Origin of the sequence: Actinotalea soli, from assembly GCF_017565425.1 — a bacterium.
In the GTDB taxonomy this organism is placed as follows: domain Bacteria; phylum Actinomycetota; class Actinomycetes; order Actinomycetales; family Cellulomonadaceae; genus Actinotalea; species Actinotalea soli.
Map to the genome: position 1 here is coordinate 131,018 of NZ_JAGEMK010000006.1, position 21,540 is coordinate 152,557.

19 protein-coding genes are annotated in these 21,540 nt (G+C 73.2%); 4 read left to right on the top strand and 15 right to left on the bottom strand.

The annotated features are described in order from the left end of the window. Window positions 1–109: 109 nt before the first annotated feature. Genes J4G33_RS12285 through J4G33_RS12310 form a run of 6 tightly spaced genes read right to left on the bottom strand, consistent with a single transcriptional unit; the run spans window position 110 to window position 5,903 of the window. Entirely contained in the window at window positions 110–805 is a 696-nt protein-coding gene (locus J4G33_RS12285) for a response regulator (protein WP_208056260.1), read from the bottom strand. Continuing rightward, window positions 802–2,058, bottom strand: a complete 1,257-nt coding sequence (locus J4G33_RS12290; RefSeq protein WP_208056261.1) for a sensor histidine kinase — start codon at window positions 2,056–2,058, stop codon at window positions 802–804. Before J4G33_RS12290 ends, J4G33_RS12285 begins: the two co-directional genes overlap by 4 nt. Then, window positions 2,055–3,056 carry an acyltransferase family protein gene (locus J4G33_RS12295; protein ID WP_208056262.1) on the bottom strand — a complete coding sequence of 334 codons (1,002 nt, stop codon included), beginning with the start codon at window positions 3,054–3,056 and terminating at the stop codon, window positions 2,055–2,057. The genes J4G33_RS12290 and J4G33_RS12295 overlap by 4 nt, the downstream gene beginning before the upstream one ends. After that, window positions 3,053–4,048 carry a D-alanine--D-alanine ligase family protein gene (locus tag J4G33_RS12300; RefSeq protein WP_208056263.1) on the bottom strand — a complete coding sequence of 332 codons (996 nt, stop codon included), beginning with the start codon at window positions 4,046–4,048 and terminating at the stop codon, window positions 3,053–3,055. Before J4G33_RS12300 ends, J4G33_RS12295 begins: the two co-directional genes overlap by 4 nt. Continuing rightward, a complete protein-coding gene (gene alr / locus J4G33_RS12305; RefSeq protein ID WP_307793876.1) occupies window positions 4,045–5,235 on the bottom strand; it encodes an alanine racemase in 1,191 nt (396 codons plus the stop codon). Before alr ends, J4G33_RS12300 begins: the two co-directional genes overlap by 4 nt. Then, complete coding sequence (locus J4G33_RS12310; RefSeq protein ID WP_208056264.1) at window positions 5,232–5,903, bottom strand: M15 family metallopeptidase; 672 nt, start codon at window positions 5,901–5,903, stop codon at window positions 5,232–5,234. The genes alr and J4G33_RS12310 overlap by 4 nt, the downstream gene beginning before the upstream one ends. A gap of 205 nt (window positions 5,904–6,108) precedes the next feature. On the opposite strand from J4G33_RS12310, the gene J4G33_RS12315 reads away from it, so the two are divergent. Further along, entirely contained in the window at window positions 6,109–6,732 is a 624-nt protein-coding gene (locus J4G33_RS12315; RefSeq protein WP_208056265.1) for a DUF6518 family protein, read from the top strand. A gap of 48 nt (window positions 6,733–6,780) precedes the next feature. Here the strand turns inward: J4G33_RS12315 and gnpA are convergent, their stop codons facing one another. The 6 genes from gnpA to J4G33_RS12345 form a co-directional block, all read right to left on the bottom strand. After that, window positions 6,781–8,937, bottom strand: coding sequence for a 1,3-beta-galactosyl-N-acetylhexosamine phosphorylase (gene gnpA / locus J4G33_RS12320; protein ID WP_208056266.1), 2,157 nt, complete (start codon window positions 8,935–8,937; stop codon window positions 6,781–6,783). A 306-nt stretch (window positions 8,938–9,243) separates the two neighbouring features. Beyond that, window positions 9,244–11,760 carry a glycoside hydrolase family 2 protein gene (locus J4G33_RS12325; RefSeq protein WP_208056267.1) on the bottom strand — a complete coding sequence of 839 codons (2,517 nt, stop codon included), beginning with the start codon at window positions 11,758–11,760 and terminating at the stop codon, window positions 9,244–9,246. Further along, window positions 11,757–12,578, bottom strand: coding sequence for a carbohydrate ABC transporter permease (locus tag J4G33_RS12330; RefSeq protein WP_208056268.1), 822 nt, complete (start codon window positions 12,576–12,578; stop codon window positions 11,757–11,759). Before J4G33_RS12330 ends, J4G33_RS12325 begins: the two co-directional genes overlap by 4 nt. After that, a complete protein-coding gene (locus J4G33_RS12335; RefSeq protein ID WP_208056269.1) occupies window positions 12,575–13,525 on the bottom strand; it encodes a carbohydrate ABC transporter permease in 951 nt (316 codons plus the stop codon). Before J4G33_RS12335 ends, J4G33_RS12330 begins: the two co-directional genes overlap by 4 nt. Window positions 13,526–13,617: 92 nt before the next feature. After that, complete coding sequence (locus tag J4G33_RS12340; RefSeq protein WP_208056270.1) at window positions 13,618–14,919, bottom strand: ABC transporter substrate-binding protein; 1,302 nt, start codon at window positions 14,917–14,919, stop codon at window positions 13,618–13,620. A 181-nt stretch (window positions 14,920–15,100) separates the two neighbouring features. Continuing rightward, complete coding sequence (locus J4G33_RS12345) at window positions 15,101–16,138, bottom strand: LacI family DNA-binding transcriptional regulator (RefSeq protein WP_208056271.1); 1,038 nt, start codon at window positions 16,136–16,138, stop codon at window positions 15,101–15,103. 115 nt (window positions 16,139–16,253) lie between these two features. Here J4G33_RS12345 and J4G33_RS12350 point away from each other — a divergent pair, with 115 nt between their 5' ends. Next, window positions 16,254–17,213, top strand: a complete 960-nt coding sequence (locus J4G33_RS12350) for a glycoside hydrolase family 113 (RefSeq protein WP_208056272.1) — start codon at window positions 16,254–16,256, stop codon at window positions 17,211–17,213. A 9-nt stretch (window positions 17,214–17,222) separates the two neighbouring features. On the opposite strand, the gene J4G33_RS12355 is transcribed toward J4G33_RS12350, so the two are convergent. Further along, on the bottom strand, window positions 17,223–17,870 hold the full coding sequence (locus J4G33_RS12355) for a DUF1684 domain-containing protein (RefSeq protein WP_208056273.1): 648 nt from the start codon (window positions 17,868–17,870) through the stop codon (window positions 17,223–17,225). A gap of 115 nt (window positions 17,871–17,985) precedes the next feature. On the opposite strand from J4G33_RS12355, the gene J4G33_RS12360 reads away from it, so the two are divergent. Further along, on the top strand, window positions 17,986–18,873 hold the full coding sequence (locus J4G33_RS12360; RefSeq protein WP_208056274.1) for a methylated-DNA--[protein]-cysteine S-methyltransferase: 888 nt from the start codon (window positions 17,986–17,988) through the stop codon (window positions 18,871–18,873). Continuing rightward, complete coding sequence (locus J4G33_RS12365; RefSeq protein WP_208056275.1) at window positions 18,870–19,856, top strand: DMT family transporter; 987 nt, start codon at window positions 18,870–18,872, stop codon at window positions 19,854–19,856. The genes J4G33_RS12360 and J4G33_RS12365 overlap by 4 nt, the downstream gene beginning before the upstream one ends. Here J4G33_RS12365 and J4G33_RS12370 read toward each other — a convergent pair. Together J4G33_RS12370 and J4G33_RS12375 are read right to left on the bottom strand one after the other, a co-directional pair. Beyond that, complete coding sequence (locus J4G33_RS12370) at window positions 19,756–20,718, bottom strand: arsenic resistance protein (protein WP_208056276.1); 963 nt, start codon at window positions 20,716–20,718, stop codon at window positions 19,756–19,758. The two genes, J4G33_RS12365 and J4G33_RS12370, sit on opposite strands and share 101 nt — an antisense overlap. Window positions 20,719–20,787: 69 nt before the next feature. Next, a complete protein-coding gene (locus J4G33_RS12375; RefSeq protein ID WP_208056277.1) occupies window positions 20,788–21,537 on the bottom strand; it encodes a cupin domain-containing protein in 750 nt (249 codons plus the stop codon). Window positions 21,538–21,540 lie beyond the last annotated feature (3 nt).

A 21,540-nucleotide genomic window follows, 5' to 3' on the forward strand; every position in this document is an offset into this window, starting at 1 on the left:
AGTGCATGCCTGATGAGAGGACCCTCATGCCCGTCTCATGGCGCACGGTTCAGGCCCGCCCCGCGCTCACATCTCCAGGACGACCATCCCGCCTGACCGGTGCTCCGTGTCAGGTGAGGCCGTGGCGATGGGCGAAGACGACCACCTGAACCCGGTCGCGGAGGCCCAGCTTGCGGAGCACCGCACCGACGTGGGTCTTGATCGTGGACTCGGCGAGGAAGAACTCGTGGGCCATCTCGGCGTTGGACAGGCCGCGCGCCACCGCGACGAGGACGTCGCGCTCCTTCTCCGTGAGCCGCTGGTAGCTGAGGGGGAGCTCGTCACGGGGGGCGCGGTGACTGTCGAGCAGGGCGATGAGGTCGTTGGGGGCCAGGACGGCGTTGCCGGCGTGCACCGTGCGGATCGCGTCGGCCAGCTGCACGGGCGTGGTGGACTTCAGCAGGAACCCGCTGGCCCCGTGGCGGATCGCCGTGGCCGCGCGGTCGTCGAGGTCGAAGGTGGTCAGCACCACGACCCGGAGCGGGGCAGCCCTGCCCCCGACCAGATCCGGTGCCAACAACCTCCGGGTGGCCTCCACGCCGTCGACCACCGGCATCTGGAGGTCCATCAGGACCACGTCGGGGTGCAGCTCGGCGGCCATCCGGACGGCCTGGTGCCCGTCGGCTGCCGCGCCGACGACGTGCATGCCGGGCTGGGCGTCGACGATGACGCGCACGCCCTCGCGGAACAGCTCCTGGTCGTCGACGAGCAGCACCTTGATCGACGACGGGGCGTCCGAGGGGACGCCGCCTGCTCCCCCGGTCACTCGCGGACCGGCAGGTGAGCAGTGGTGGTCCACGTGGTGGCACTGGCTGCGACGTCCAGCCGACCGCCGACCGAGGCCAGACGTCTCCGCATCCCCGGCAGGCCCTGGCCGCTGCCGGGAGCCGGTGCCGGAGGATCCGGGTCCGTCGGCTCCGAGGACGGACGCTGGTTCGTGACCGCCATCTGCAGCTCGTCGCCCCAGGCGCGGTGCACCTGGAGGGGAGTACCTGGACGTCCGTGCCGCAGCGCGTTGGTCAGCATCTCCTGCAGGACCCGGTAGGCGACATCGGCCACGTCCGGGGCCATCGGTCGGGGCCGTCCGGTCTCAGCGAGGACCACCGGGTGTCCGCTGCGCCTCACACCGGTGACCAGCTCGTCCAGAGCGCCGGCATGCGCCCTCCCCGGTCCGGTCGCGGGGTCGTGGACGACGCGCAGGACGTCGCGCACGTCCACCAGGGACGCCCGGGCGGAGGTCGCGATGACCGACAGGGTCCGCTTGAGCCGCGCCGGGTCGTCGTCGGGCAGGTACTGGCCGGACTCCGCCTGGGCGAGGATCACCGCCAGGGAGTGGCCCACCACGTCGTGCACGTCGGCGGCCAGCTGCGCCTGCTGGCTGCGCAGCAGCGCGACCTCCGCGGTCTCGGCCTCTCGGGTCGCCGCGGCCCGGGCCGTCTCCTGGGAGCGGCGCGCCCGCACCAGGCTGCGCACGATGACGCCGGCACCCCAGGGCAGGCCGATGACCAGCAGCCCGGTGGTGGCCAGCAGCACCGTCGTCACGCCGACGGCGTCGACCTCGAGGGTGTGGACCACCTGGCCGAGGGGGACCGCGAGCTGGCCCACGGTCCCCGTGGCCGCAGGGAGGTAGAGCCCCGACTGCAGGACCACGAGCCCGGCCAGGACGGCCAGCGGGAGGGAGACCCCGGCGGCCACGAGAACGGCGTGCCGGCCCCAGCGCGCCGTCCCGTACGCGACCAGGGCCACCGATGCCTGGGTGAGCAGCGGCGGCATGTCCGCGGCCACCTGTGCCAGGACCGTCACCCAGACCACGGCCAGCGCCGCCGTCGGCGCCCGTCGCCACAGCCCCACGGCCACTGCCGTCGCCATGACCAGCACGACCAGCTCGCCGACGGCCCCCGGCGCCTCCGCAGCCGCGGAGCGCACCTCCAGCAGCCCCACCGTGGTGACGACCAGCGCCGGGGCGACGTCCGGGCCCACGTCGGCCAGCGACCGTCGCGCCCGCGCCCACCCGCTCACCGGCTGGTTCTCGCCCAGCGCGCTGCCAACGGCCGCTCCACCAGGTGCCAGCTCAGGGCCGCCATGACGACCGTGGCCAGCACCGCCAGCGCCGGGCCGAAGGGGAGGGGACGCAGCCACAGGGTCAGCGGGTAGTTCCACAGGTAGGCGGCGTAGGAGACGGTGCCGAGCGCGACCAGCCACCTCAGGGGCCATCCCGTCACCTCCCTCCAGTGCACCGCTGCCAGGACCAGGACCGCGGTCAACCCGGCGATCGCCGGACCCGCCGCGAGATAGGTCCACGGGTGTCCGCGCAAGGGAACCACGGCCAGGAGCAGCAACCCGGCCGTGGCCGCGGCAGCTGCAGGTACCCCCAGGTGCACCTTAGGCGCCAGCAGCCGGGCGGTCGCACCGATCACGAACGCAGGCGCCCAGCTGGTGGGCAGGGCGTAGGCGATCTCCGGCGCATCGGCAGACCACCAGACGGTGGCCAGCAACGCGGCCACGGTGACCACCGTCGCCGTCCCCACCGCCAGAGGGGGCCGGCCGGCCCTCAGGCAGAACACCAGCAGCGCAGGCCACACCAGGTAGAACTGCTCCTCGGTGGCCAGCGTCCACAGGTGGAACGTCGCACCACCGGGCACCAGGTGGGGCAGGTTCCCCGTCCACGTGGCGGCCACCGCCAGGTCGCGCAGCAGGCTCGCCCGGTCGTCGAGCGGGTCCAGCGTGGCGGTGACCAGCGCGTAGGCCACCAGGAGCACCACGAGGGGCGGGACCAGGCGCCGCACCCGCCGACGGTAGAACCGGCGCAGGTCGACCCGGCCGTACCGGGTGTGCTCCTGGACCAGCAGGCCCGTGATCAGGTACCCGGACAGGGTGAAGAAGGCCACCACGCCCACCACCCCGGCCCCGGGGGCGACGTCGGGCAGCGCGTGCCGGGCCATGACCAGGGCCACCGCGAGGCCGCGGACGAGGTCCAGGCCGTCGATCCGCGCGTGCTGGACCGTCGTGGCGGTCATCTCTGCAGCACGGCGACGGGCCGACCGGCCTCGAGCAGCGCGTCCTCCAGCAGCATGGTGAGCAGCCGGGCGTAGCTGGTGCCGGCGGCGGCGAACATGCGGGGCACCTGGGAGGCGGGGGTGAACCCCGGGATCGTGTTGACCTCGTTGAGCACCGGGCCCGTCGCGGTGAGGAAGAAGTCGATCCGCGCGACGCCTCGGCACCCCAGAGCGTCGTAGACCCGGACCGCGGCGTCCTCCAGCTCGGTCCGCTGCCGGGCGTCGAGGATGGCGGGCACCCGGAAGTCGGCATGACCGCCGTACTTGGTGCCGGCGTCGAAGACCCCGTCGCAGACGATCTCCAGGGCCGGCGCCACGACCCGAGCCCCGTCGGGGCGCCCCAGGACGGCGACGTCGACCTCCCGGCCGACGACGAGATCCTCCACCAGCACGCGGTCGTCGAGGGCGAAGGCAGCCGCCAGCGCGCCATCAAGATCCTCACGACGACGCACCAGGGTGACGCCGTGGCTCGATCCGGCCGAGACGGGCTTGACCACGACCGGCGAGGTCAGACGGTCAGGGGCCTGGTCGGCGCGGGTCAGCATCCTGCCCGGGGCCACGCGGAGCCCGAGAGCGCCCGCGACCAGCTTGGTGGTCCACTTGTCCATCGCCACCGCCCCCGCACCGACGCCCGACCCGACGTGGGGGACCCGGACGAGGTCGCACAGAGCGGCCAGGGTGCCGTCCTCACCTCCGCGGCCGTGCACCAGCGGCAGCACCACGTCGCAGCCGCCCAGGATGCCGACCGCGTCGGCGAGATCGAGCGGGTGCCCGTCTGCGGCGGAGGCACCCGAGTACCAGGTGCCGTCACGCGCGATGGTGAGGGGGACGAGGTCCCACGCGCCGCCACGGAGGGCGTCCGCGGCGGCGGCCGCGGAGGCGAGGGAGACCTCGTGCTCGCTGCTGGTACCGCCGCCCACGACGGCGACCCGGGGGGAGGTGGTGGGGGTCATGACGGGCTCCAGGTGGGGTGGGTGGTGACGCGACGGCGGACGCGCGGGGGGGCCGAGCCCAGCCCCGTGACGACCTCGTGCTCCAGGGCCTGGGCCCAGCGGGCCCACTCGGCGGCGGTGGGCGCCCCGTCGTCCCCGGTGCCGACCACGGTCGCCGTGTCGCCCGGGCGGACCGGGGAGCCGGGGCCGAGGTCGACGACCAGCTGATCCATGGAGATGCGCCCGACCACAGGGTGCCGTCGCCCCCCGAGCAGCACCTCGCTGCGGCCGGTGGCCGCCCGCGGGAGTCCGTCGGCGTAGCCGACGGGGAGCAGCGCCAGGGTCGTCGCGCGCGAGCTCGTCCACGCGTGCCCGTAACCCACGCCGGTCCCGGCCGGCACCTGCCGGACCGAGACCACCGGAGCGGTGAGTGTCAGCGCCGGGTGCAGGGCTGTCGAGCCCGACGGGTCGATGCCCACCAGTCCCGCACCGACCCGGACCATGGTGTGGTGCGCGGCCGGGTCGGTGAGCGTGGCGGCCGTGGCGGCGAGATGCCGGTGCCGAGGCCGTAGGCCTGCCGCCCGGGCCACGTCGAGACCGTGGTCGAAGGCCGCCCGGCCCGCCGCGTTGGGCGCGGGCCCGCCGAGGTCGGCCAGGGCCAGGTGCCCCATCACGCCGACCACCTGCACCCGGCCGTCGAGCTCGGCCGACCGGGCCGCCCGGCACAGGGCGGGCCACTCCTCGGGTGCCGCACCGTCGCGGGCCAGCCCGGTGTCCAGGTGCAGGTGGACCCGCGCCGGCGCTGACCGCCCGTCGCCCGCGGCACCGGCCACGGCAGCGAGATGGGCGACCGAGGGCACCGCCAGGTCCACCCCCGCCCGGACCCCCGCACCGAAGTCCGCGCCGACCGGGTTCAGCCAGCTCAGCACCGGTGCGCGAAGCCCGGCGTCGCGCAGCGTCAACGCCTCGCTCAGTGCGGTGACGCCCAGCCACGTGGCGCCCGAGGCCAGCGCGGTCCGCGCGACGTCGACCGCGCCGTGCCCGAACCCGTCGGCCTTGACCACGGCCATCAGGTCCCCGCGCACCTGCGCGGCCAGCACCCGGCAGTTCGCCGCCACGGAGTCCAGATCGACGCGCAGCTCGGCAGCATCAGCACCGTGCTCGCCGCGGTCGGTGACCGGTACCGGGAGCGTGGCTGGGCGGGTCACCTGTCCACCCCGGACATCGCTGCGGCGCCGACCGACGGCGCGGTCCCGACCGACGACCCGGCGGCGGCGACCGGGCCGTACCGGGCGGCTGGCGCGCCGGTCATCAGCGCCCAGTACCGGTCGCCGTAGCTCCAGTGCCACCACTCCGTGGGGTAGTTGACCAGGCCGGCGTCACCCAGCACCCGTCCGAGGACCTCGCGCAGCATCCTCGCCGGGGTCCCGATCTCGCGGCTGGCGGTGTAGCACCGGCCACCGGAGGCCTCCGGCGTCGCGTCGATGGGTGTGCCCATGTCCAGGTCGGCGCCCCCGGGCCGGGTCAGGGTGAGGTCCACGGCCGCTCCCGCGACGTGCGGTGCCACAGCCACGGGGGCCACGAACCGGCTGACCAGCCGCTCGTGCTCGGCGGCTGACGCACCGGGGTGGGCCACCGCGACCTCGGCAGCGTAGGTCGCGATGATGGCGCGCTGCTCGGCCACCGGCCGGTGGCCCTCCTGGACGCGGAGGGCCAGCCCGGCCGGCAGCGCTGCTCGCGCAGCGGCCAGCCGGTCGGCGACCCCGGAACGGACCAGCGCACCGGCCGGTCCGAACTCGGGTCCCAGCTCCACCAACGGCTCGGCACACTCGAGGACAGGAACGGCGGAGACCCTGGGGTCGCTGAGCAAGATCACAGGATCAGCATCGCCACCGCGCGCTCCCCTCGCCTCCACCTCGAGTACCGGTCACCGGTACCAGAGGGCCAGCGGCACCGCGCCGGCACCAGGAGCCTCGAGGCACCGGCCGCCGACGGACGAGGGCGCGTCTGGGGACGCCGCCGACTCTCGGAACCCACGGTGGTCGAGGGCCTCGGGGGCGGCGAGCGCCTATGCTCGCGCCGTGACACGGACTGAGCGGCTGTCAGGGACGTGGGCGCGCGTCGCCGTGGTCGTCGTTGCGAGCTTTCTGGGCGGGATGGCGACCTTCTTCGCCCAAGGGCTCCTTCCCGGCGCCCTGACCTCCTTCGCGAACTCCGCGTCCGGCTGGACCCTCGTGACCGTGCTCCTGCTGGCGTGGGCCCGGGTGTCCACAGCACTCTCGGCGGTGCTCGGGGTCGCGAGCTTCGCCCTGCTGACCGTGGGGTACTCCGTCTCGGCCCAGATGCAGGGCCTGTACTACGACCCGACGCTGTTCGTGGTGGTGGGTGTCGTGGTCGGTCCCTTCATCGGGGTGGCGACGAGCTGGTTGCGGGCAGAGTCCGGGTGGCGGGCCGCCGCAGGCACAGCGCTGCTGGCGGGGATCGGTCTCGGCGAGGCCGTCTTCGGGCTGACCGCCGTCGCGGACACGACGAGCCCCGTCTACTGGATCCTGATCGGGGTGATCGGGCTCGGACTCCTCGTGGGGATGCTGCTGCGGCGCATCCGCGGCGCCGTCCTGGTGGTGCTCACCGTGGTCGGGACCGCTGCCGTCGCAGGCGCCTTCGTCGCTGCCTACGGCGCACTGGGGACAGCACCCCTCTCGTGACCTGGCCGTCGGCCGGGCCGACCGGAGAGATCACGGTGCCGACGAGGCTCACATCTTCAGCACGACCATCCCGCCCGGCTCGAGGCTGACCTCGCGGTCGGTCCCGCCGTGCACGGTCGTGGTGATCGCCTCGTCGGTGGTCGAGACGACGACGAGCCGCCCCGAGGCCGGGAAGGCCGCGACCTCGGCCCGCGGGTCCGTCGACCACCAGCCGGTGCGCTCGGCCCCCGCGGCCCAGAGGATCGCGTTCTCCAGACGGCGGGTCGCGCCGGCACCGTGCCGGTGGTCGGCCAGGTAGACGGCCCGGCCCGCGCCGAAGGAGGCCGCCGTCGCGACCGGGGTGCCGCCGTCGGCCGCGAGGACCGTGGCGTCGCTGCGGGTCAGGAACACCCCGGGCTGCACGCCGAGCCCGGCGTCGTCGGCCCCGTGGGCGAGGACCGCGTGGCCCTCGGCGAGGTCGAAGGTGCGGCGCATCAGGCGGATGCGGTCGCCGGTGTCCTGGTCGACGCCGAGGACGTCGGCGAGCTGGAAGAACCGCGTCGAGAAGGTCGTGGCCGAGGGCTGTCCGAGACCCACGAGCCCGCCGCCCCGCGCGACGAAGGCCGTGACGGCGGTGACCAGCGCAGGGTTCGCCCACGCCTCTCCCCCGGACCAGGCCGAGCCGGCGTCCCCGGCGTTGATGAGCACGTCGACGTCCTCGGGGACCCCGCCCGCGGCGACCTCGGCCAGGGAGTGGAAGGTGACCTGCAGGGGCAGCCCGGCGAGGGACTCCAGCACGTGCAGCAGCGTGAGCTCGGGGTTCTCGTGCAGGTGGCCCGAGGTGGTCCAGGTTCGCAGCGAGCCCCAGGCGGTCAGGACGCCGACCCGCACGGGCGAGGTGTGCGGGGCGCCGTCGGCGTGCAGCTGGCGGATGAGGCGGTGCTCGTCGGCGACCTGGGCGATGTAGTCCTGGAAGTCGCCGAAGGGCTCGGTCAGGCTGAGGTAGCCGCCCAGGCCGATGCGGTCGATCGGGGCGCGGAGCAGGGCCCGGCGCAGGGTGGTCCAGTACGCGCGGGCGTCCGACGTCGGGTCCCCGCCCTCGGCGAAGGTGGGCTTGCCCTCGAGGTCGATCGGGAACAGGTACGGGTGCAGGCGCAGCTCGTGGGTCGGGACGTCGGCCCCGGCGCACAGGCGCGCCTCGTAGCCGGAGAACACGGCCTTGATCAGCCCGTCGAAGCCGTACTCGGTGAAGCGCCCCGAGTAGGGCTCGAGGCCGACCCAGGAGTCGTCGTAGAAGACGTAGGCCTTCTTGCCGTGCCGGTGCACGACGTCGACGCAGGCCTTGCCGAGCTCGAGGACGAAGTCCTGGGTGAAGGCCATCCAGGCGCGGTAGACCTCGGACGGCGGGTTGTGGGTCGAGGTGTAGCGCCCCGCGTTGACGAAGTCCTCCGAGGTGATGGTCATGCCCGTGGCGGCGGTGAACTCGCGCAGCGCGATCGGGTTGACGGTGAAGTCGTAGGAGCCCCAGTCGGCGTAGACGTGCGGCAGGGCAGGGTCGTCCCCCCAGAACCAGGCGAAGTTGTAGAACAACGAGGTGAACCGCACCACCGTGGTGTCGGGGTGGTCCACGCACCACTGCTCGAGCCAGGCCAGCAGGTGCTCGCGGACCTCGGGGTGGCGCGGCTCGACGGCCCGCAGGTGCTCGCGGTCCCCCCAGTCGTTGGTCACGTGGTTGTACATCGAGATCTCTTCCCAGATCCGTGTGACCAGGAAGTTCACCGTGTAGCTGTGCCACGGCTCGACCCCGCGCACCACCACGCGCCCGCCCTCGACGAGCTCCCACCGCTCGCGCGGCACCTCGAGCCCCGTGGTGCGGTCGAAGACCTGCCAGAACTCGAGCCCGTCCCAGTCGTTGACCACGAACTGGTCCCGCGAGTAGCCCGCGAGCAGCTCGATGGTGACCTCGGGGCCGGTGGCCGTGACCGGGGTGGTCATGAGGAAGTTCTGCTGCAGCTTGTCCGGGTTGGCCTTGGCCCAGTCGTTGTCCTCACGGATGAGGCACAGGGTCGAGTAGATGCCGTGCCCCGAGTCGAGGATCTCCCGCGAGAGGCTCGTGCCGTCCGAGTCCCGGATGACGTCGGCCCCCCACCGCTCCGCGAGGGCCAGGGTGAGGTCCTCGTGCCCGGCCTCACCGGGAAGGGTGAAGCCGCCAGCCGTCGTCGTCATCGATACTCCTCGTCGAGTCCTTTAAAACGTTTCATAGCCTACGACGACGACCGGTCCGAGCGCCACGTCCGACCAGCACGCGGCCCCCGCGGCGTGCCCCCCGTCCAGCTCCCCACGAACGACGGGGTCGATACGGGTCACATCGTGACCTCGATCGACCCCGCTCCCCCGCCCTCCCCTCGCCCCGTGCTCATCGGGGTCGACTTCGGTCGCATCGTGACCCTGATCGCCCCCGGTCTGAGGGGACCGGCCGACGCCCGGGCTGCGAGGCGAACGGGGCCGGGGCAGGGGCCGGGGCCGGGGTGGCTAGCTCTCCGCCCCGGGGAGCACCGTGAGCTCGACGCCGGCCCCGAGCAGCTCGGGCCACGCGTCCGGCGCCAGCTCGGCCACGCCCGGCCCGGTGACCGTGAAGACCACCCGTTCCCCGGGCAGGAGCAGCACGAGCTGCCGGTCGACGCGGGACTCTCGCAGCTGAGGGGCCGTCTCCGCGAGCAGCACCAGGTCGCGTACCAGGTCGACGGCCTCGACCTCGATGACCGCGCGCCCCGCCTCGACCGCACCGAGACGGACGCAGACCCGCGCCGGGGCGTGCGTCAGCCCACCGTCCGCGGTGAGCCACCGCGCCGCGCGTCGCCCGTCCAGGTCGACGACGACGACGTCCGCACCCGCCGGGAGCTCCGAGGGTCGCAGCACCGCGTGCCCGTCCGGCGGGACCACGGTCTCGAGCTCCTCGGTCAGCAGCACCTCCCCGCCCTCGGTCAGCACCCGCAGCGACCCGCGCGCCGACCACTGGCCCGGCAGGTCGTTGACCAGCGTCAGGCCGTCGACCACCCCGTCGGCGGTAGGCAGGACCGTGCGTGCGGCCATGACCTCCGCGCAGGCCCACCACCCGAGCTTCCGACGACCCGCCACGTCGACCACCGACCAGGAGAGCGCCGGCCAGCAGTCGTCGAGCTGCCACCAGAGCGCCCCTGAGCAGGTCTCGTGCACGCTGCGGAACCTGCCGATCGAGGCCCGCACGGCGCGGGCCTGGACGAGCTGGGTCGCGAGGTACCACCCTCGACCGTCCTCGGGGAGGTGCGGCAGGTGCTCCGCGACCCCTCGAGCCAGGCTCTGCATGCCCCGGTACGCCTTCTGCAGCCGAGCCAGACGCGGGTCCGAGGCACCCGTCGGCTCCCCGCCGAGCGCGTCGACGAGCGTGGGCCAGGACGCGGGCGCCTGCCACCCGAACTCGGCGGCGAACCGCGAGGACTTCCCCTCGAACGCGGCGTAGTCCACCTCGTTCCAGGTGTCCCAGTGATGGGTCGGGCCCTGGGTCGGATCGTTGGGGTGCGCGCCAGACGCCGGCGAGAAGGGCGAGCCCGGGACGTAGGCACGGTCCGGGTCGAGGCGAGAGAGCACCGCCGGGATGACGTCGTGGTAGAGGCGCGCTCCCCACGGCCCGTCCCCCAAGGCCTCCTTCCAGCCCCAGTCCTCGTGCCCCCAGAGGTTCTCGTTGCACCCGCACCACAGGACCAGCGAGGCGCGGTGCCCCACGCGCCGGACGGCGTCGGCCACCTCCCGGCGAACGCGCTCGACCTGCTGGTCGTCCTCCGGATAGGCCGCGCAGGCGAAGGAGAAGTCCTGCCAGACGAGGACCCCGAGCTCGTCGCAGGCGTCGTAGAAGTCCTCCGACTCGACCACCCCGCCACCCCAGACGCGCAGCATCGTCGCGCCGGCAGCGACAGCGTCCTCGACCAGAGCGCGGACGTGGCGGCGGGCCAGGCGCTCGGGAGCGACGTCAGCGGGGATCCAGTTGAACCCTCGTGCCCAGACCCGCTGGCCGTTGACGAGCATCTCGAAGCTCCGCCCGTGGGCGTCGGGCTCCTGCCGCAGCTCCGCGTCACGGAAGCCCACCCGACGGACCTCACGATCGAGGACGGCTCCGTCCGCCGTGACCGCCTCGACCTCGACCTCGTGAAGCACCTGGACCCCGTGCCCGACGACGTCCCACCGCTCGGCCCCGGGCACCACGGCATCGAACGACGCCTCACCGTCGACGACCTCCGCGATCACCTCCGCCAGGACGGCAGGATCGGCGCCGACCGTGCTCACCCGCAGCCGCGCTCGGGCGACCGCACCGTCCGCGCGGACCGACCCGCGCAGCAGGGCCTGGCCGTCCCACCCCGGGGAGAGGAGCACCCGGTCGAGGCGTCCCGCGAGGGAGCGTTCCACCACCACGGGCCGCCAGAGCCCCGCGGTGACCGTCACGGGGCCCCAGTCCCACCCGAAGGAGCAGGCCATCTTCCGCACCTGGTTGTAGGGCAGCTCGTAGATGTCCGCCCGGGGCAACGGCCGCTGGGCCTCGGCCGCCCGGGCCACCGGCAGCACCGGGTGGACAAGCACCTCGACCTCCCAGACGCCTGCGGAGTCGTCGACGCCGAGGTCTACGACCCAGCGATGGAACATGTCGTCGGTGCGGAGCACCTCCTGGCCGTCCACCCGGACGGTCGCCACCGTGTCGACCCCCTCGAGGATCAACCGGACGTGCGCGTCGTCGCCGTGCCGCTGCACCGCCGTGCGGTAGGACCACGAGCAGTCGGCTGCCCACGCGACGTCCTCCTCGGTCCCGTCGACCGTCACGTCGTCGAGGACCCCGTGGCGGACCAGGCAGGCGAGCACGCTCTCCGGGACCTGGACCTCGAACCCGGCCACCAGACGGTCGAGCACCTTGGGGGGCGCCGCGGACCGTTCGCTGCCGAGCCTGAGCCGCCAGCTCGTCAGGTCCTCGCGGCGCACCGCCTGGCCGGCAGCGGTGTCGAGGACGGTGGGATGGTGCGTCACTTGGTGGCTCCTGAGGTGAATCCGTTGTAGATGTAGCGCTGCAGGACGACGAAGATCAGCAGCGTCGGGATGATGACGATCACGACTCCCGCGGCGATGACCTCCCACTGGGCCCCGAACGGCCCCGTGAAGCGGAACAGCGAGGTGGACAGCACGGGCAGGTCCCGCGACGGCATGTAGAGGAACGGGATGTAGAACTCGTTGTACGAGGCGAAGCCCTTGATGATCACGACCGTCGCGATCGCGGGCTTCAGCAGGGGCAGGATCACGCTGCGGAAGATGCGCAGGTGGCTGGCACCCTCGAGCTTCGCCGCCTCGTCGAGCTCCTTGGGGATCGCCCGGACGAACTGCAGGAAGATGTAGATCGAGACGATGTCCGTACCGAGGAAGAGGGCGATCGCGGCCCAGCGGGTGTTGTAGAGACCGAGGCCGCTGACGATCTGGAACGTCGCCACCTGGGTCGTCACCCCTGGCACGAGCACCGCGACGAGGAACGCCACGACGACTGCCTTCTTGAGCCGGAACTCGAACCGGTCGATGGCGTAGGCCGTCATCGCCCCGATCAGGACCGTGCCCGTGATGGCGACCGCAAGGATGATCATCGTGTTCATGAACCCCAGGGCCATGCGGCCGCTGGTGAACGCCGTCACGTAGTTGTCGAGCTGGAACGACCTCGGCAGGTCGAACAGCCCCGAGGTCTGGAACTCCTCGCGGCTCTTGAGGGACGCCATGAGGATGACGACCAGGGGCAGCAGGGTCACGATGCTCGCGACGACGAGCGAGGTGTACTTGGCGGTGCTGGCCGCGACGCGCTTCATGTGAGGTTGACCCTCTCGTCGGGAACGATCCGTCGTTGGATCCACGTGATGAGCAGGACGAAGAGGAGCAGCACGACCGCCATCGCGGAGGCGAGTCCCACGCGGCGGAACTCGAAGGCCGTCGTCACGGTCTGGATGACGAAGGTCGTCGACCCGTTGGCACCGCCGGTCATGATGAACGGGATCTCGAAGACCGCCAGAGCTCCCGAGATCGCGAGGATGAACGAGAGGCTCACGATGGGCTGGATCGACGGCAGGATGATCCACCGGAACTGGTGCCAGCGGTTCGCGCCGTCGAGCTCTGCGGCCTCGTACAGGCTCGGGTTGATCGACTGGATCGCACCGAGGAAGAGCACGAAGTTCAGCCCCATGTACCGCCACACCGACGTGCTCGCGAGGGAGATGTTGACGATGCTCGGGTCACCGAGCCACTGCTGCGTCAGTCCCTCCAGACCGAGGGCCACGAGGGTCGTGTCCAGCGTCCCCCCGGGCCGGAAGAAGTAGACGAAGGTGAAGCCGATGGCCACCCCGTTGATCAGGTAGGGGAAGAAGAGGATGCCCTTGAACAGGTTTCGGAACCTCGTGCTGAAGCTGAGGATCGTGGCGAAGTAGAGGGCCAGGGCCATCTGCACGAACGAGGCCGCGAAGTAGTAGAGGCTGACGAAGAACACCCGGAAGTACTCGGGGCGCGCGAAGATCGCGACGTAGTTGTCGAGTCCCACGGGCTCCTTGGTGCGGCTGATCCCGTTCCAGTCGGTGAACGAGTACAGCACCATGTTGACCACGGGCACGTACGTGAACGTGATCAGCAGAGCCAGCGGGACGAGCAGGAACACGTAGGGGGTGGCGCTGCCGCGCCGACGACGGCGCGGGCTCGGCTCCCCGGGGGACGCCAGGCGCCGGCGGGGACCTGCAGCAGCAGGTGCATCTGTGGCCAGACCGGTCATGAGGATCTCCTCCGAGCGCGGCGGGACGGGTCTCGTCCCGCGGTCGGGTGCGCCCACCGCGGTGTCGCCCGCGGCAGGCGCACCACACCGGTTCAGTCGGCGACGGCAGCCCGGGCCGCGGCCCACCGGTCGTTGAGGTCGGCGAAGATCTCCTCCTTCGACTCCCCGGAGGCACCACGGGCGGCGTCGACGATCCGCTGCCGGTAGTCGGGTGACCAGAACCCGATCTGCGCCTGCGAGTCGATCTCGTTGACCAGGCCCTCCTCGCCGTCGGGGGCCGGGGCGAGCTCGATGTACTCGAGGTCGAGCCCTTCGAAGTCGCTCAGGGTGTCCGGGTCGGGACCGTCGAGACGCGGGGACAGGCCACCCTCGTCGGTCGCGTACCCGGACTCGTCCGCGAACCAGTCGATCCAGGCTCGAGCGGCAGCCTTGTTCTCCGAGCTGACGTTGATGCCGTTCTTGTAGTCCCCGCCCGTGTTCACGTGGAAGGTCCCGTCGACCTGGTACGGGAAGGGCAGGTAGCCGATGTCGTCCGGGTTCTCGGCGGCCGCCTGCATCTGGACGATCGCCCACGAGCCCAGGACCATCGCCGAGACCTCGCCGCGGCCGAGCAGGCCCTTGCTCTCCTCCCAGTTCGTGGTGACGGGGTCGGGCTCGGTGTACCCGGCCTCCACCGCGTCGAAGAGCAGGGAGTCGATCACGAAGTGCTCCTCGCCCTCGGCCCAGGGCGCATCGGTGTGGGCCAGGGCGTTGGCGGCCTCGGGATCGGCCGTCACGGTGCCCCGGTGCCCCTCCCACTGGGTCAGGGGCCAGCCGTCGGCGTAGTTCGTGTAGAGCGGGATCGCGTCGGTGCCCTCCTGGACCGCCTCGAGCGCGTCGAGGAACTCCTCGGGCGAGGTGGGCACCTCGGTGACGCCGGCCTCCTCCCACACGGCCTTGTTGTAGACGATCCCCTGGGCGTTCCCCGTGATCGCGATCCCGTAGACCTGCCCGCCGTAGGCCTGCTCGGTCGCGACGAACCGGTAGGTGTCGCTGAGCTCCTCGACGGTCCCGAGGGGCTCGAAGAAGTCGGGGAGGTCGGTGGGGTTGATCGAGTTGGGGATGAGCAGCACGTCGCCGTAGTCGGTCGTGCTCATGCGGGTCGTCACCTCCCCCTCGTAGTCCGTGATGGCCTCGAAGGTCACCGAGACGTCCGGGTACTCGGCCTCGAACGCCTCCTTGTACTCGGCGAAGACGGTGTCGACGATGTCCGTCCGTTGCGTCAGGACGGTGATGTCCCCGGCGATCTCGCCGTCCTGGGTGGCACCGGGTTCGTCGCCACCCCCGCCGCACGCGGCCAGGGCGAGGACGAGGCTGGTCGTGACTGCTGTGGTGGACGCTGTGCGCTTGCGCATGGCTCTTCCTTCTCCGTCTCGACGCCCGCAGCGACGCTGCGGCGGGTCGCGAGTGCGACAAAAAGGAACTTAAGCGCTTAAGATGCGAAGGGTCAACAGTCGAGGAGGACTGATGCAGATCCGGTCGATCCAGCGACGGGCGCTGCGGCCCGCGCCGCCTGCGGGGCGCCGGGAGGAGCCGTCAGATGGGCGGCGGGGCGATGCTCCCGCGGTCGACGAGCGCCGGCACCGAGCTTCGGTCCGACGCCGCCACGCCGTCACGCACCAGGTCGAGCAGCACCCTGGCCGCCGCGGCACCGTAGGCCGACACGTCCCGGCTGAGCGCACTCAGGGGCGGGTTGGTCAGGCGGCACAGCGGCGAGTCGTCCCACGCGATGACCGACACGTCCCCGGGCACCCGCAGCCCGAGCTCCTCGGCCACGCGGACCCCCGCGAGCGCGGTCAGGTCGTTGTCGAACACGATCGCCGTCGGGCGCCGCGAGGCCTCGAGGAGCGCACGCGTGGCCCCCGCCCCGGAGTCGAGGGTGTAGTCGGTGCGCACCTCGACCAACGGCTCGAGACCACGCTCGGCGCAGGCCTCGCGCATCGCCGCGGACCGGACCTGGGTGTGCACGAGCTCAGCGGGACCGGTGACGTGCGCCATCCGGCGGTGACCGAGGGCCGCGAGGCGCTCGACGGCCTCGACCGCGGCATGCGCGTCGTCGCTCCAGACCGCGGGCAGGTCGCCCGCCGCGGACGGGTCCCCGACGGCGACTGCCGGCAGACCGATCTCCCCCAGGAGGGGGAGCCGACGGTCCTGCGAGCGCAGGTCGGTCAGGAAGATGCCGTCGACCCGCCCGGCCGACCACCACGCGCGGTAGGTCTGGACCTCCTGATCTGGCCGGGGCGTCACCTGCAGCAGCAGCGCGTAGCCGCGCTCGGAGAGCACCTCTTCGATACCCGCGACGAAGGCCATGAAGAAGGGTTCGATCCCCAGGACGGCGGGCTCTCGCGTGATGACCAGCCCCACGGTCGCCGAGCCCACGCCCGTCAGCGCCCGCGCGGCGGCGCTCGGAACCCAGCCCGCCTCGCGCGCGACCTCGAGGATGCGGGCGCGGGTGTCGTCGGAGACGCCCGGACGACCGTTCAACGCGTACGACACCGCCCCGGAGGACACGCCGGCCCGGGCGGCGATGTCGGCGATCGTCGGGCGCCTCGACCCGCCGCGGCGTCCAGCCATCGATCCACCTCCGCCACGTCCGCGCCCCCCCGGCTGCGGGGCTCCCACACCCTAGTCCGAGCCGCTCGACGACCCACCGGCAGAACAGACCCGCACCCCCCGAGAGGACCGCCCCATGCCGACCACGACGACCACTCTTCCGCGCCCGCTCCCACCCGGACCGTTCCACGCGATCACCTGGGGGTGGACGGGGACCCGGGGCACCTGGACCACTCCTGACGCCCAGGACTCCATGGCGGCCATGGCCGAGCTCGGTCCCACCTGGGTGGTGCTGGCCTACGCGGCGCTCCAGGACACCGCGCAGTCCACCGAGATCCACTGGCGCGAGGCCCCTGCCCTGGCGGACGAGGAGATCCGGGCCGCCGTGACCCAGGCCCGTACCCTGGGCCTGCGGGTCTGCCTCAAGCCCACGGTGAACTGCGCCGACGGGACGTGGCGCGCTCACATCGGCTTCTTCGCGGAGGACGTCCCCGGCGAGCCGACCTGGGACGCGTGGTTCGACGCGTACGCCGAGTACGTCCTGCACCACGCGGCGCTGGCCGAGGAGCTCGGCGTCGACCTGTTCTGCATCGGGTGCGAGATGGTCCGTGCCGACGCCTGCGAGGAGCGGTGGCGTCGGCTGGCCGCCGAGGTCCGCGCCGTCTACCGCGGCCCGATCACCTACAACTGCGACAAGTACCAGGAGGACCGGCTGCGCTGGTGGGACGCGGTCGACGTGATCAGCTCCTCGGGCTACTACCCGACGGGGACCTGGACCGAGCACCTCGCGCGCATCGCCCCGGTGGTCGCGCGCCACGACCGGCCCTTCCTGTTCATCGAGGCCGGCTGCCCGAGCCGCACGGGGTCACCTCACCGGCCGAACGACTGGTCCCTCGTCGGGGCACCGGACCAGGAGGCCCAGGCCGCCTACCTCGACGAGATGCTCACCGCCGCGCTGGGCACCCCGTGGGTCGACGGCGTGGCGCTCTGGGACTGGCCGGCGCACCTCTACCCGGCGCACGAGGCAGCCCAGAACGACGACTACTGCATGTACGGCAAGACCGGGGCCGAGGTCGTCGCCCGGCACTTTCGTTGAGCCGCTGCCTCAGACCGCGACGTACCGCTCGCCGGCCTCGACCCCCGCAGCCAGGGTGTTGCCGGGGCCGGCGAGGGGGCAGGCCCACGCAGGGTCGTAGGCGCAGGAGGGCTGGTAGGCGAAGTTGAGGTCGACGACGAGCTCGGCCCCGGCCCTCTCGAGCCCACCGTGGCTCGGGCCATCCCCACGCCCCGCGCCTCCGCCCAGGTCCGCCCCCTTGATGGTGTCGAGCAGGTACCGCCCGCCACCGTAGGAGCCCTCGGCCGGGTCCTTGACCGGCAGGAACAGCCCGCCGCCGTACCCGCTGAGCCACCACAGGTCCAGGCCGCCGAGGTCCCCGAGCTCGACCCGCCCGACCCGGTCCATGCCCACCACCCCGTCGGTCCCGGTGGGCACCTCGCGCCGTGCGGGCTCGACCTCGCGGTCGACGAGCACCACGAACCGCAGCGCCGGGTCGTACTCGGCCACGACGGGCCCCGCCCACGAGGTCCGGGCCTCGGCCGGCACCGGGGAGGCGGGGTGCTCGAGCAGCAGCGTGGCCCGGGCCGACACCCAACGTGCGTGCCCGACGGCGGGGGACGGCGCCTCCCGCACGCTGCGGTAGATGTCGGCGACCTGGCGGCGCCAGTCGAGGACGTCCCACGGGGTGAAGGTCATCCGGGGATGCTAGGCGCGCGCCCGCCCCGACGCGCGCCGTCCCTGGCCGGAACTGGCCCCAGGATGGCCGGAACCGGAGTGCCCGCACCCCCCACGGCTCCGTAGCCTCGACCCCATGACCACCGACCCGACCGCGACCCCCGCCGCACCCCTCGGCCTGGACCGCGTCGTCCGGGCCTGCCGCGCCATGGTCGAGGCCGGCGGTCCGGTGCCCACGGCCGAGCTCGCCGAGCTCACGGGGTGCAGCGAGCGTCAGCTCGTCCGCCTCTTCGCCGCCCACGCAGGCACGACCCCGCGGGCCTTCGGTCAGGCGGTGCGTGCGGGCGAGGTGCGGCGGCTGCTGCGCGAGCACGAGCAGGTCACCGAGGCGATCTTCGCGGCGGGCTTCGGCTCGGTCCGCTCCTTTTACGAGACGGCGAGCCCCACCCTGGGCATGAACCCGCGCCAGTACGCCACGGGGGCCCCGGGCCAGGCCCTGCGCTGGACGACCGTGGACACCGACCTCGGCCAGGTGCTCGCCGTCGCGGGGGACCTCGGGCTCGCAGCCGTGCGCATCGGGCCCGACGTCGGCCCCCTCCTCGAGCAGGTGCGGCAGGAGTTCCCGGCCGCGCACCTCGAGCAGGACGACGCCGGGCTGGCCGAGCTCGCCGACGGGCTGCGCGCCCTGGCCCGCGGCGACAGCCCGGGCACCGACCTGCCGGTCGACCTGCACGGCACGGCCTTCCAGGCCCGGGTGTGGGACGCCCTGCGCCGCATCCCCGCGGGCCAGACGCGCTCCTACACCGAGGTGGCCGAGGCGATCGGAGCCCCGACGGCGGTCCGTGCGGTCGCGAGCGCCTGCGGGGCCAACCCCGTCGCCCTGGTGATCCCGTGCCACCGGGTGGTGCGCAGCGACGGCAGCCTGGGCGGGTACCGCTGGGGCCTCGAGGTCAAGCAACGCCTCCTCGCCACCGAGGCGGCCGAGACCGAGGCAGCCGAGCACCCCGCCGAGCGGTCCGCATGAGCCGCCGTCCGCCCACCTGGGTGCTGGCGTACCTCGTGCTGGCCGTGGTGTGGGGCTGCTCCTTCGCCTTCGTCCAGGTGGGGCTGCGCTCGCTGACCCCGGTCCAGGTGGCCTTCGGCCGGCTCTTCCTGGGCGCCCTGGCCCTGCTCCTGCTCTCGGCGGTGCTGCGCCAACGACTCCCCCGTCGACGGCGCACCTGGGGGCACCTCCTCGTCGTCGGGGCGGTGCTCAACGCGGTGCCGTTCACGCTGTTCGCCGTCGGGCAGCAGCACGTGTCCTCGATCCTCGCGGGCATCATCAACGCCGCGACCCCGCTGACCACCCTCGCGGTGATCCTCGCCGCCTACCCCGAGGAGCAGCCCACCCGGCGGCGCGTGCTGGGTCTGCTGATGGGGTTCCTCGGGGTGGCCGTCGTCCTCGGTGTCTGGGAGGGGTTCGCGGCCGGCCAGTGGTCGGGGGTGCTGGCCTGCCTGGGGGCGGTGACCTGCTACGGCATCGGGCTGCCGTACTCCCGGCGCCACCTGACCGGCTCCGGGGAGGGGCCCGTGGCCCTCGCGACGGGGCAGGTGTCCATGGGCTGCCTGCTCATGGTGCCGGTGCTGCTCGTCGCAGGGGTCGCGCCGCACGCGCCGGTCACCGCGACCGTGGTCTGGGCGATGGTCGCCCTGGGCGCTGTCGGCTCGGGCTTCGCCTTCGTCCTCAACTTCCACGTGATCAAGCAGGCGGGCCCGAGCACCGCGAGCACCGTCACCTACCTGACCCCGCTGGTCGCGGCCGTCGTCGGGATCGCGGTGCTGGGCGAGGGCATCTCCTGGCACGAGCCCGTCGGCGGGCTGATCGTCCTCGCGGGGGTCGCCGTCGCGCAGTCCCGCCGGGCCGTCGCTAGCGTGGCCGCGATCCCTGCGGCGCCCGCACCACCTGCGCCAGCAGGGCCAGGACCGGCAGCTCGACCAGCGGCCCGAGCACCAGGGCCAGGGCGATGAGGGGCCGGTCCGGGAAGGCCGCCACCGCGACCGCGAGCGCGATCGGCGAGTTCCGCGCCGTGGTCGTCATCACGAGGGTCACGCGCTGGTCGGCCGGGAGCCGGAGGAGCCGGGCGGCGGCCAGCGCTGCGAGCGGCGCGAGGACGAAGAAGATCCCGAGGGGCAGCAGCAGGAGCAGCACCGCGGTGCCGTGGTCGAGCACCGTGCGGGCCTGCGAGGCGACCATCGCCAGGACCGCCAGGCACAGCAGCGGCAGCACGACCCTGCTCGCCGGCCCGACGACGACGCGCTCCCGCCACGCCTCCCCCCGCGTCCGCACCGCGACCAGCCGCGCCGTCATCGCGAGGACCAGCGGCACCACGAGGACCACGAGGACGGCCTCGACGAGGGTCCCCGCATCGACCATCGCGGCCTCCCCGCCGAGGAGCAGCACGTAGACCGGGAGCAGCAGCAGCTGCAGCACGAGGTTGACCGGGAGCAGGGCCGCCGCGATGCCGCCGTGCCCGCGGGCCACGGCCGTGAACACCAGGTACCAGTCGGTGCACGGGGTGACCAGGAGGAGCAGCAGGCCGATCCTCAGGTCGGGCTGCCCGCCGAGCAGCCCCGCACCGAGGGCCCAGGCCAGGGCCGGGGTGAGCACGAAGTTGAGCACGAGGCTCGCGCCGAGCACCCCCCGCGCACGGCGGGCGTCCCGCAGGTCCCCGGCGTCGAGCTGGAGGAAGACCGCGACCAGCATCGCCAGGAGCAGCGGCAGCACGACCCGACCAGCGGCGTCGCCCACCGGGAACACCGACCCGAGCAGCAGCCCGGCGCCGGCCGCGAGCGCCACGAGCACGCCCTGGAACCGTTCCGCGGTCGACATGGCGCCCACTCCACCACAGGCCCCGAGCGCGATACCCGGCTCAGCGCTACGACCTGCCGGGTGCCCGCGCTACAGCTCCCAGGTCTGCAGCCGCCCGCACATGCCGTAGCGCCGCGGTCCGGGCCGCGGTCCGGTCGCGCTGATGGCGGCACCGGCCAGGTGCGTCGGATCGGCCGCGGCCAGGCCCGCGAGGGCCTCGACGGTCCGCGCGGTCGAGGCCTCGACCCCGTCGCGGACGATCTGCTGCCACTGCGGCACCCGGGAGCTCACGAGCCGGGCTGCGGCCGCGTGCAGCTCAGCCAGTCCCGCCCCACCGTCGCCCTCGACCCGCGCGCGCAGGGCCGCGTACCCCTCGAGGGCCAGGTCCCGCCGCGCCCGGGCCGCCGCCGCGACCACGTCGTCGTCCTCGGTGCCCTCGTCCTGAACGGGCAGGGTCACGGCCTCGCGGTAGCGCTCAGGGTCGGCGAGCACCGCGGGCGGGAAGGTCAGCACGGCGTCCCCCGCCTCGGGCAGCCCCGCGTTGGACATGACGACCACGAGGTCCAGCCCGCCGTCGTTGACCAGCCGGTGCACCACCCCGGGGCTGAACCACACCACGACCCCGGCCTCGAGCGGCGTCTCGGTGAACCCCTCGGCGCTCAGGGTCTGCACGGACCCGGTGCCGCCGAGCACCACGTAGCCCTCGCTCGAGGCGGTGTGCAGGTGCGGGGTCCCGCTGCCGACCAGCCCGGCGCCGTCGGGGGCCGGCCAGTCGTACACCCGCAGCCGGCTGACCGAGGTGCCGCCCGGGAAGGGCAGCGGCGCACCGGTGCCGCCCATCGC

Excerpts from the sequence above, each read along its gene's own strand:
- J4G33_RS12295 (WP_208056262.1), bottom strand. The coding sequence starts at position 3,056 with ATGACCGCCACGACGGTCCAGCACGCGCGGATCGACGGCCTGGACCTC.
- J4G33_RS12340 (WP_208056270.1), bottom strand. The coding sequence starts at position 14,919 with ATGCGCAAGCGCACAGCGTCCACCACAGCAGTCACGACCAGCCTCGTC.
- J4G33_RS12330 (WP_208056268.1), bottom strand. The coding sequence starts at position 12,578 with ATGAAGCGCGTCGCGGCCAGCACCGCCAAGTACACCTCGCTCGTCGTC.
- J4G33_RS12365 (WP_208056275.1), top strand. The coding sequence starts at position 18,870 with ATGAGCCGCCGTCCGCCCACCTGGGTGCTGGCGTACCTCGTGCTGGCC.
- J4G33_RS12375 (WP_208056277.1), bottom strand. The coding sequence starts at position 21,537 with ATGGGCGGCACCGGTGCGCCGCTGCCCTTCCCGGGCGGCACCTCGGTC.
- J4G33_RS12350 (WP_208056272.1), top strand. The coding sequence starts at position 16,254 with ATGCCGACCACGACGACCACTCTTCCGCGCCCGCTCCCACCCGGACCG.
- J4G33_RS12335 (WP_208056269.1), bottom strand. The coding sequence starts at position 13,525 with ATGACCGGTCTGGCCACAGATGCACCTGCTGCTGCAGGTCCCCGCCGG.
- J4G33_RS12360 (WP_208056274.1), top strand. The coding sequence starts at position 17,986 with ATGACCACCGACCCGACCGCGACCCCCGCCGCACCCCTCGGCCTGGAC.
- J4G33_RS12355 (WP_208056273.1), bottom strand. The coding sequence starts at position 17,870 with ATGACCTTCACCCCGTGGGACGTCCTCGACTGGCGCCGCCAGGTCGCC.
- J4G33_RS12345 (WP_208056271.1), bottom strand. The coding sequence starts at position 16,138 with ATGGCTGGACGCCGCGGCGGGTCGAGGCGCCCGACGATCGCCGACATC.
- gnpA (WP_208056266.1), bottom strand. The coding sequence starts at position 8,937 with ATGACGACGACGGCTGGCGGCTTCACCCTTCCCGGTGAGGCCGGGCAC.
- J4G33_RS12300 (WP_208056263.1), bottom strand. The coding sequence starts at position 4,048 with ATGACCCCCACCACCTCCCCCCGGGTCGCCGTCGTGGGCGGCGGTACC.
- J4G33_RS12370 (WP_208056276.1), bottom strand. The coding sequence starts at position 20,718 with ATGTCGACCGCGGAACGGTTCCAGGGCGTGCTCGTGGCGCTCGCGGCC.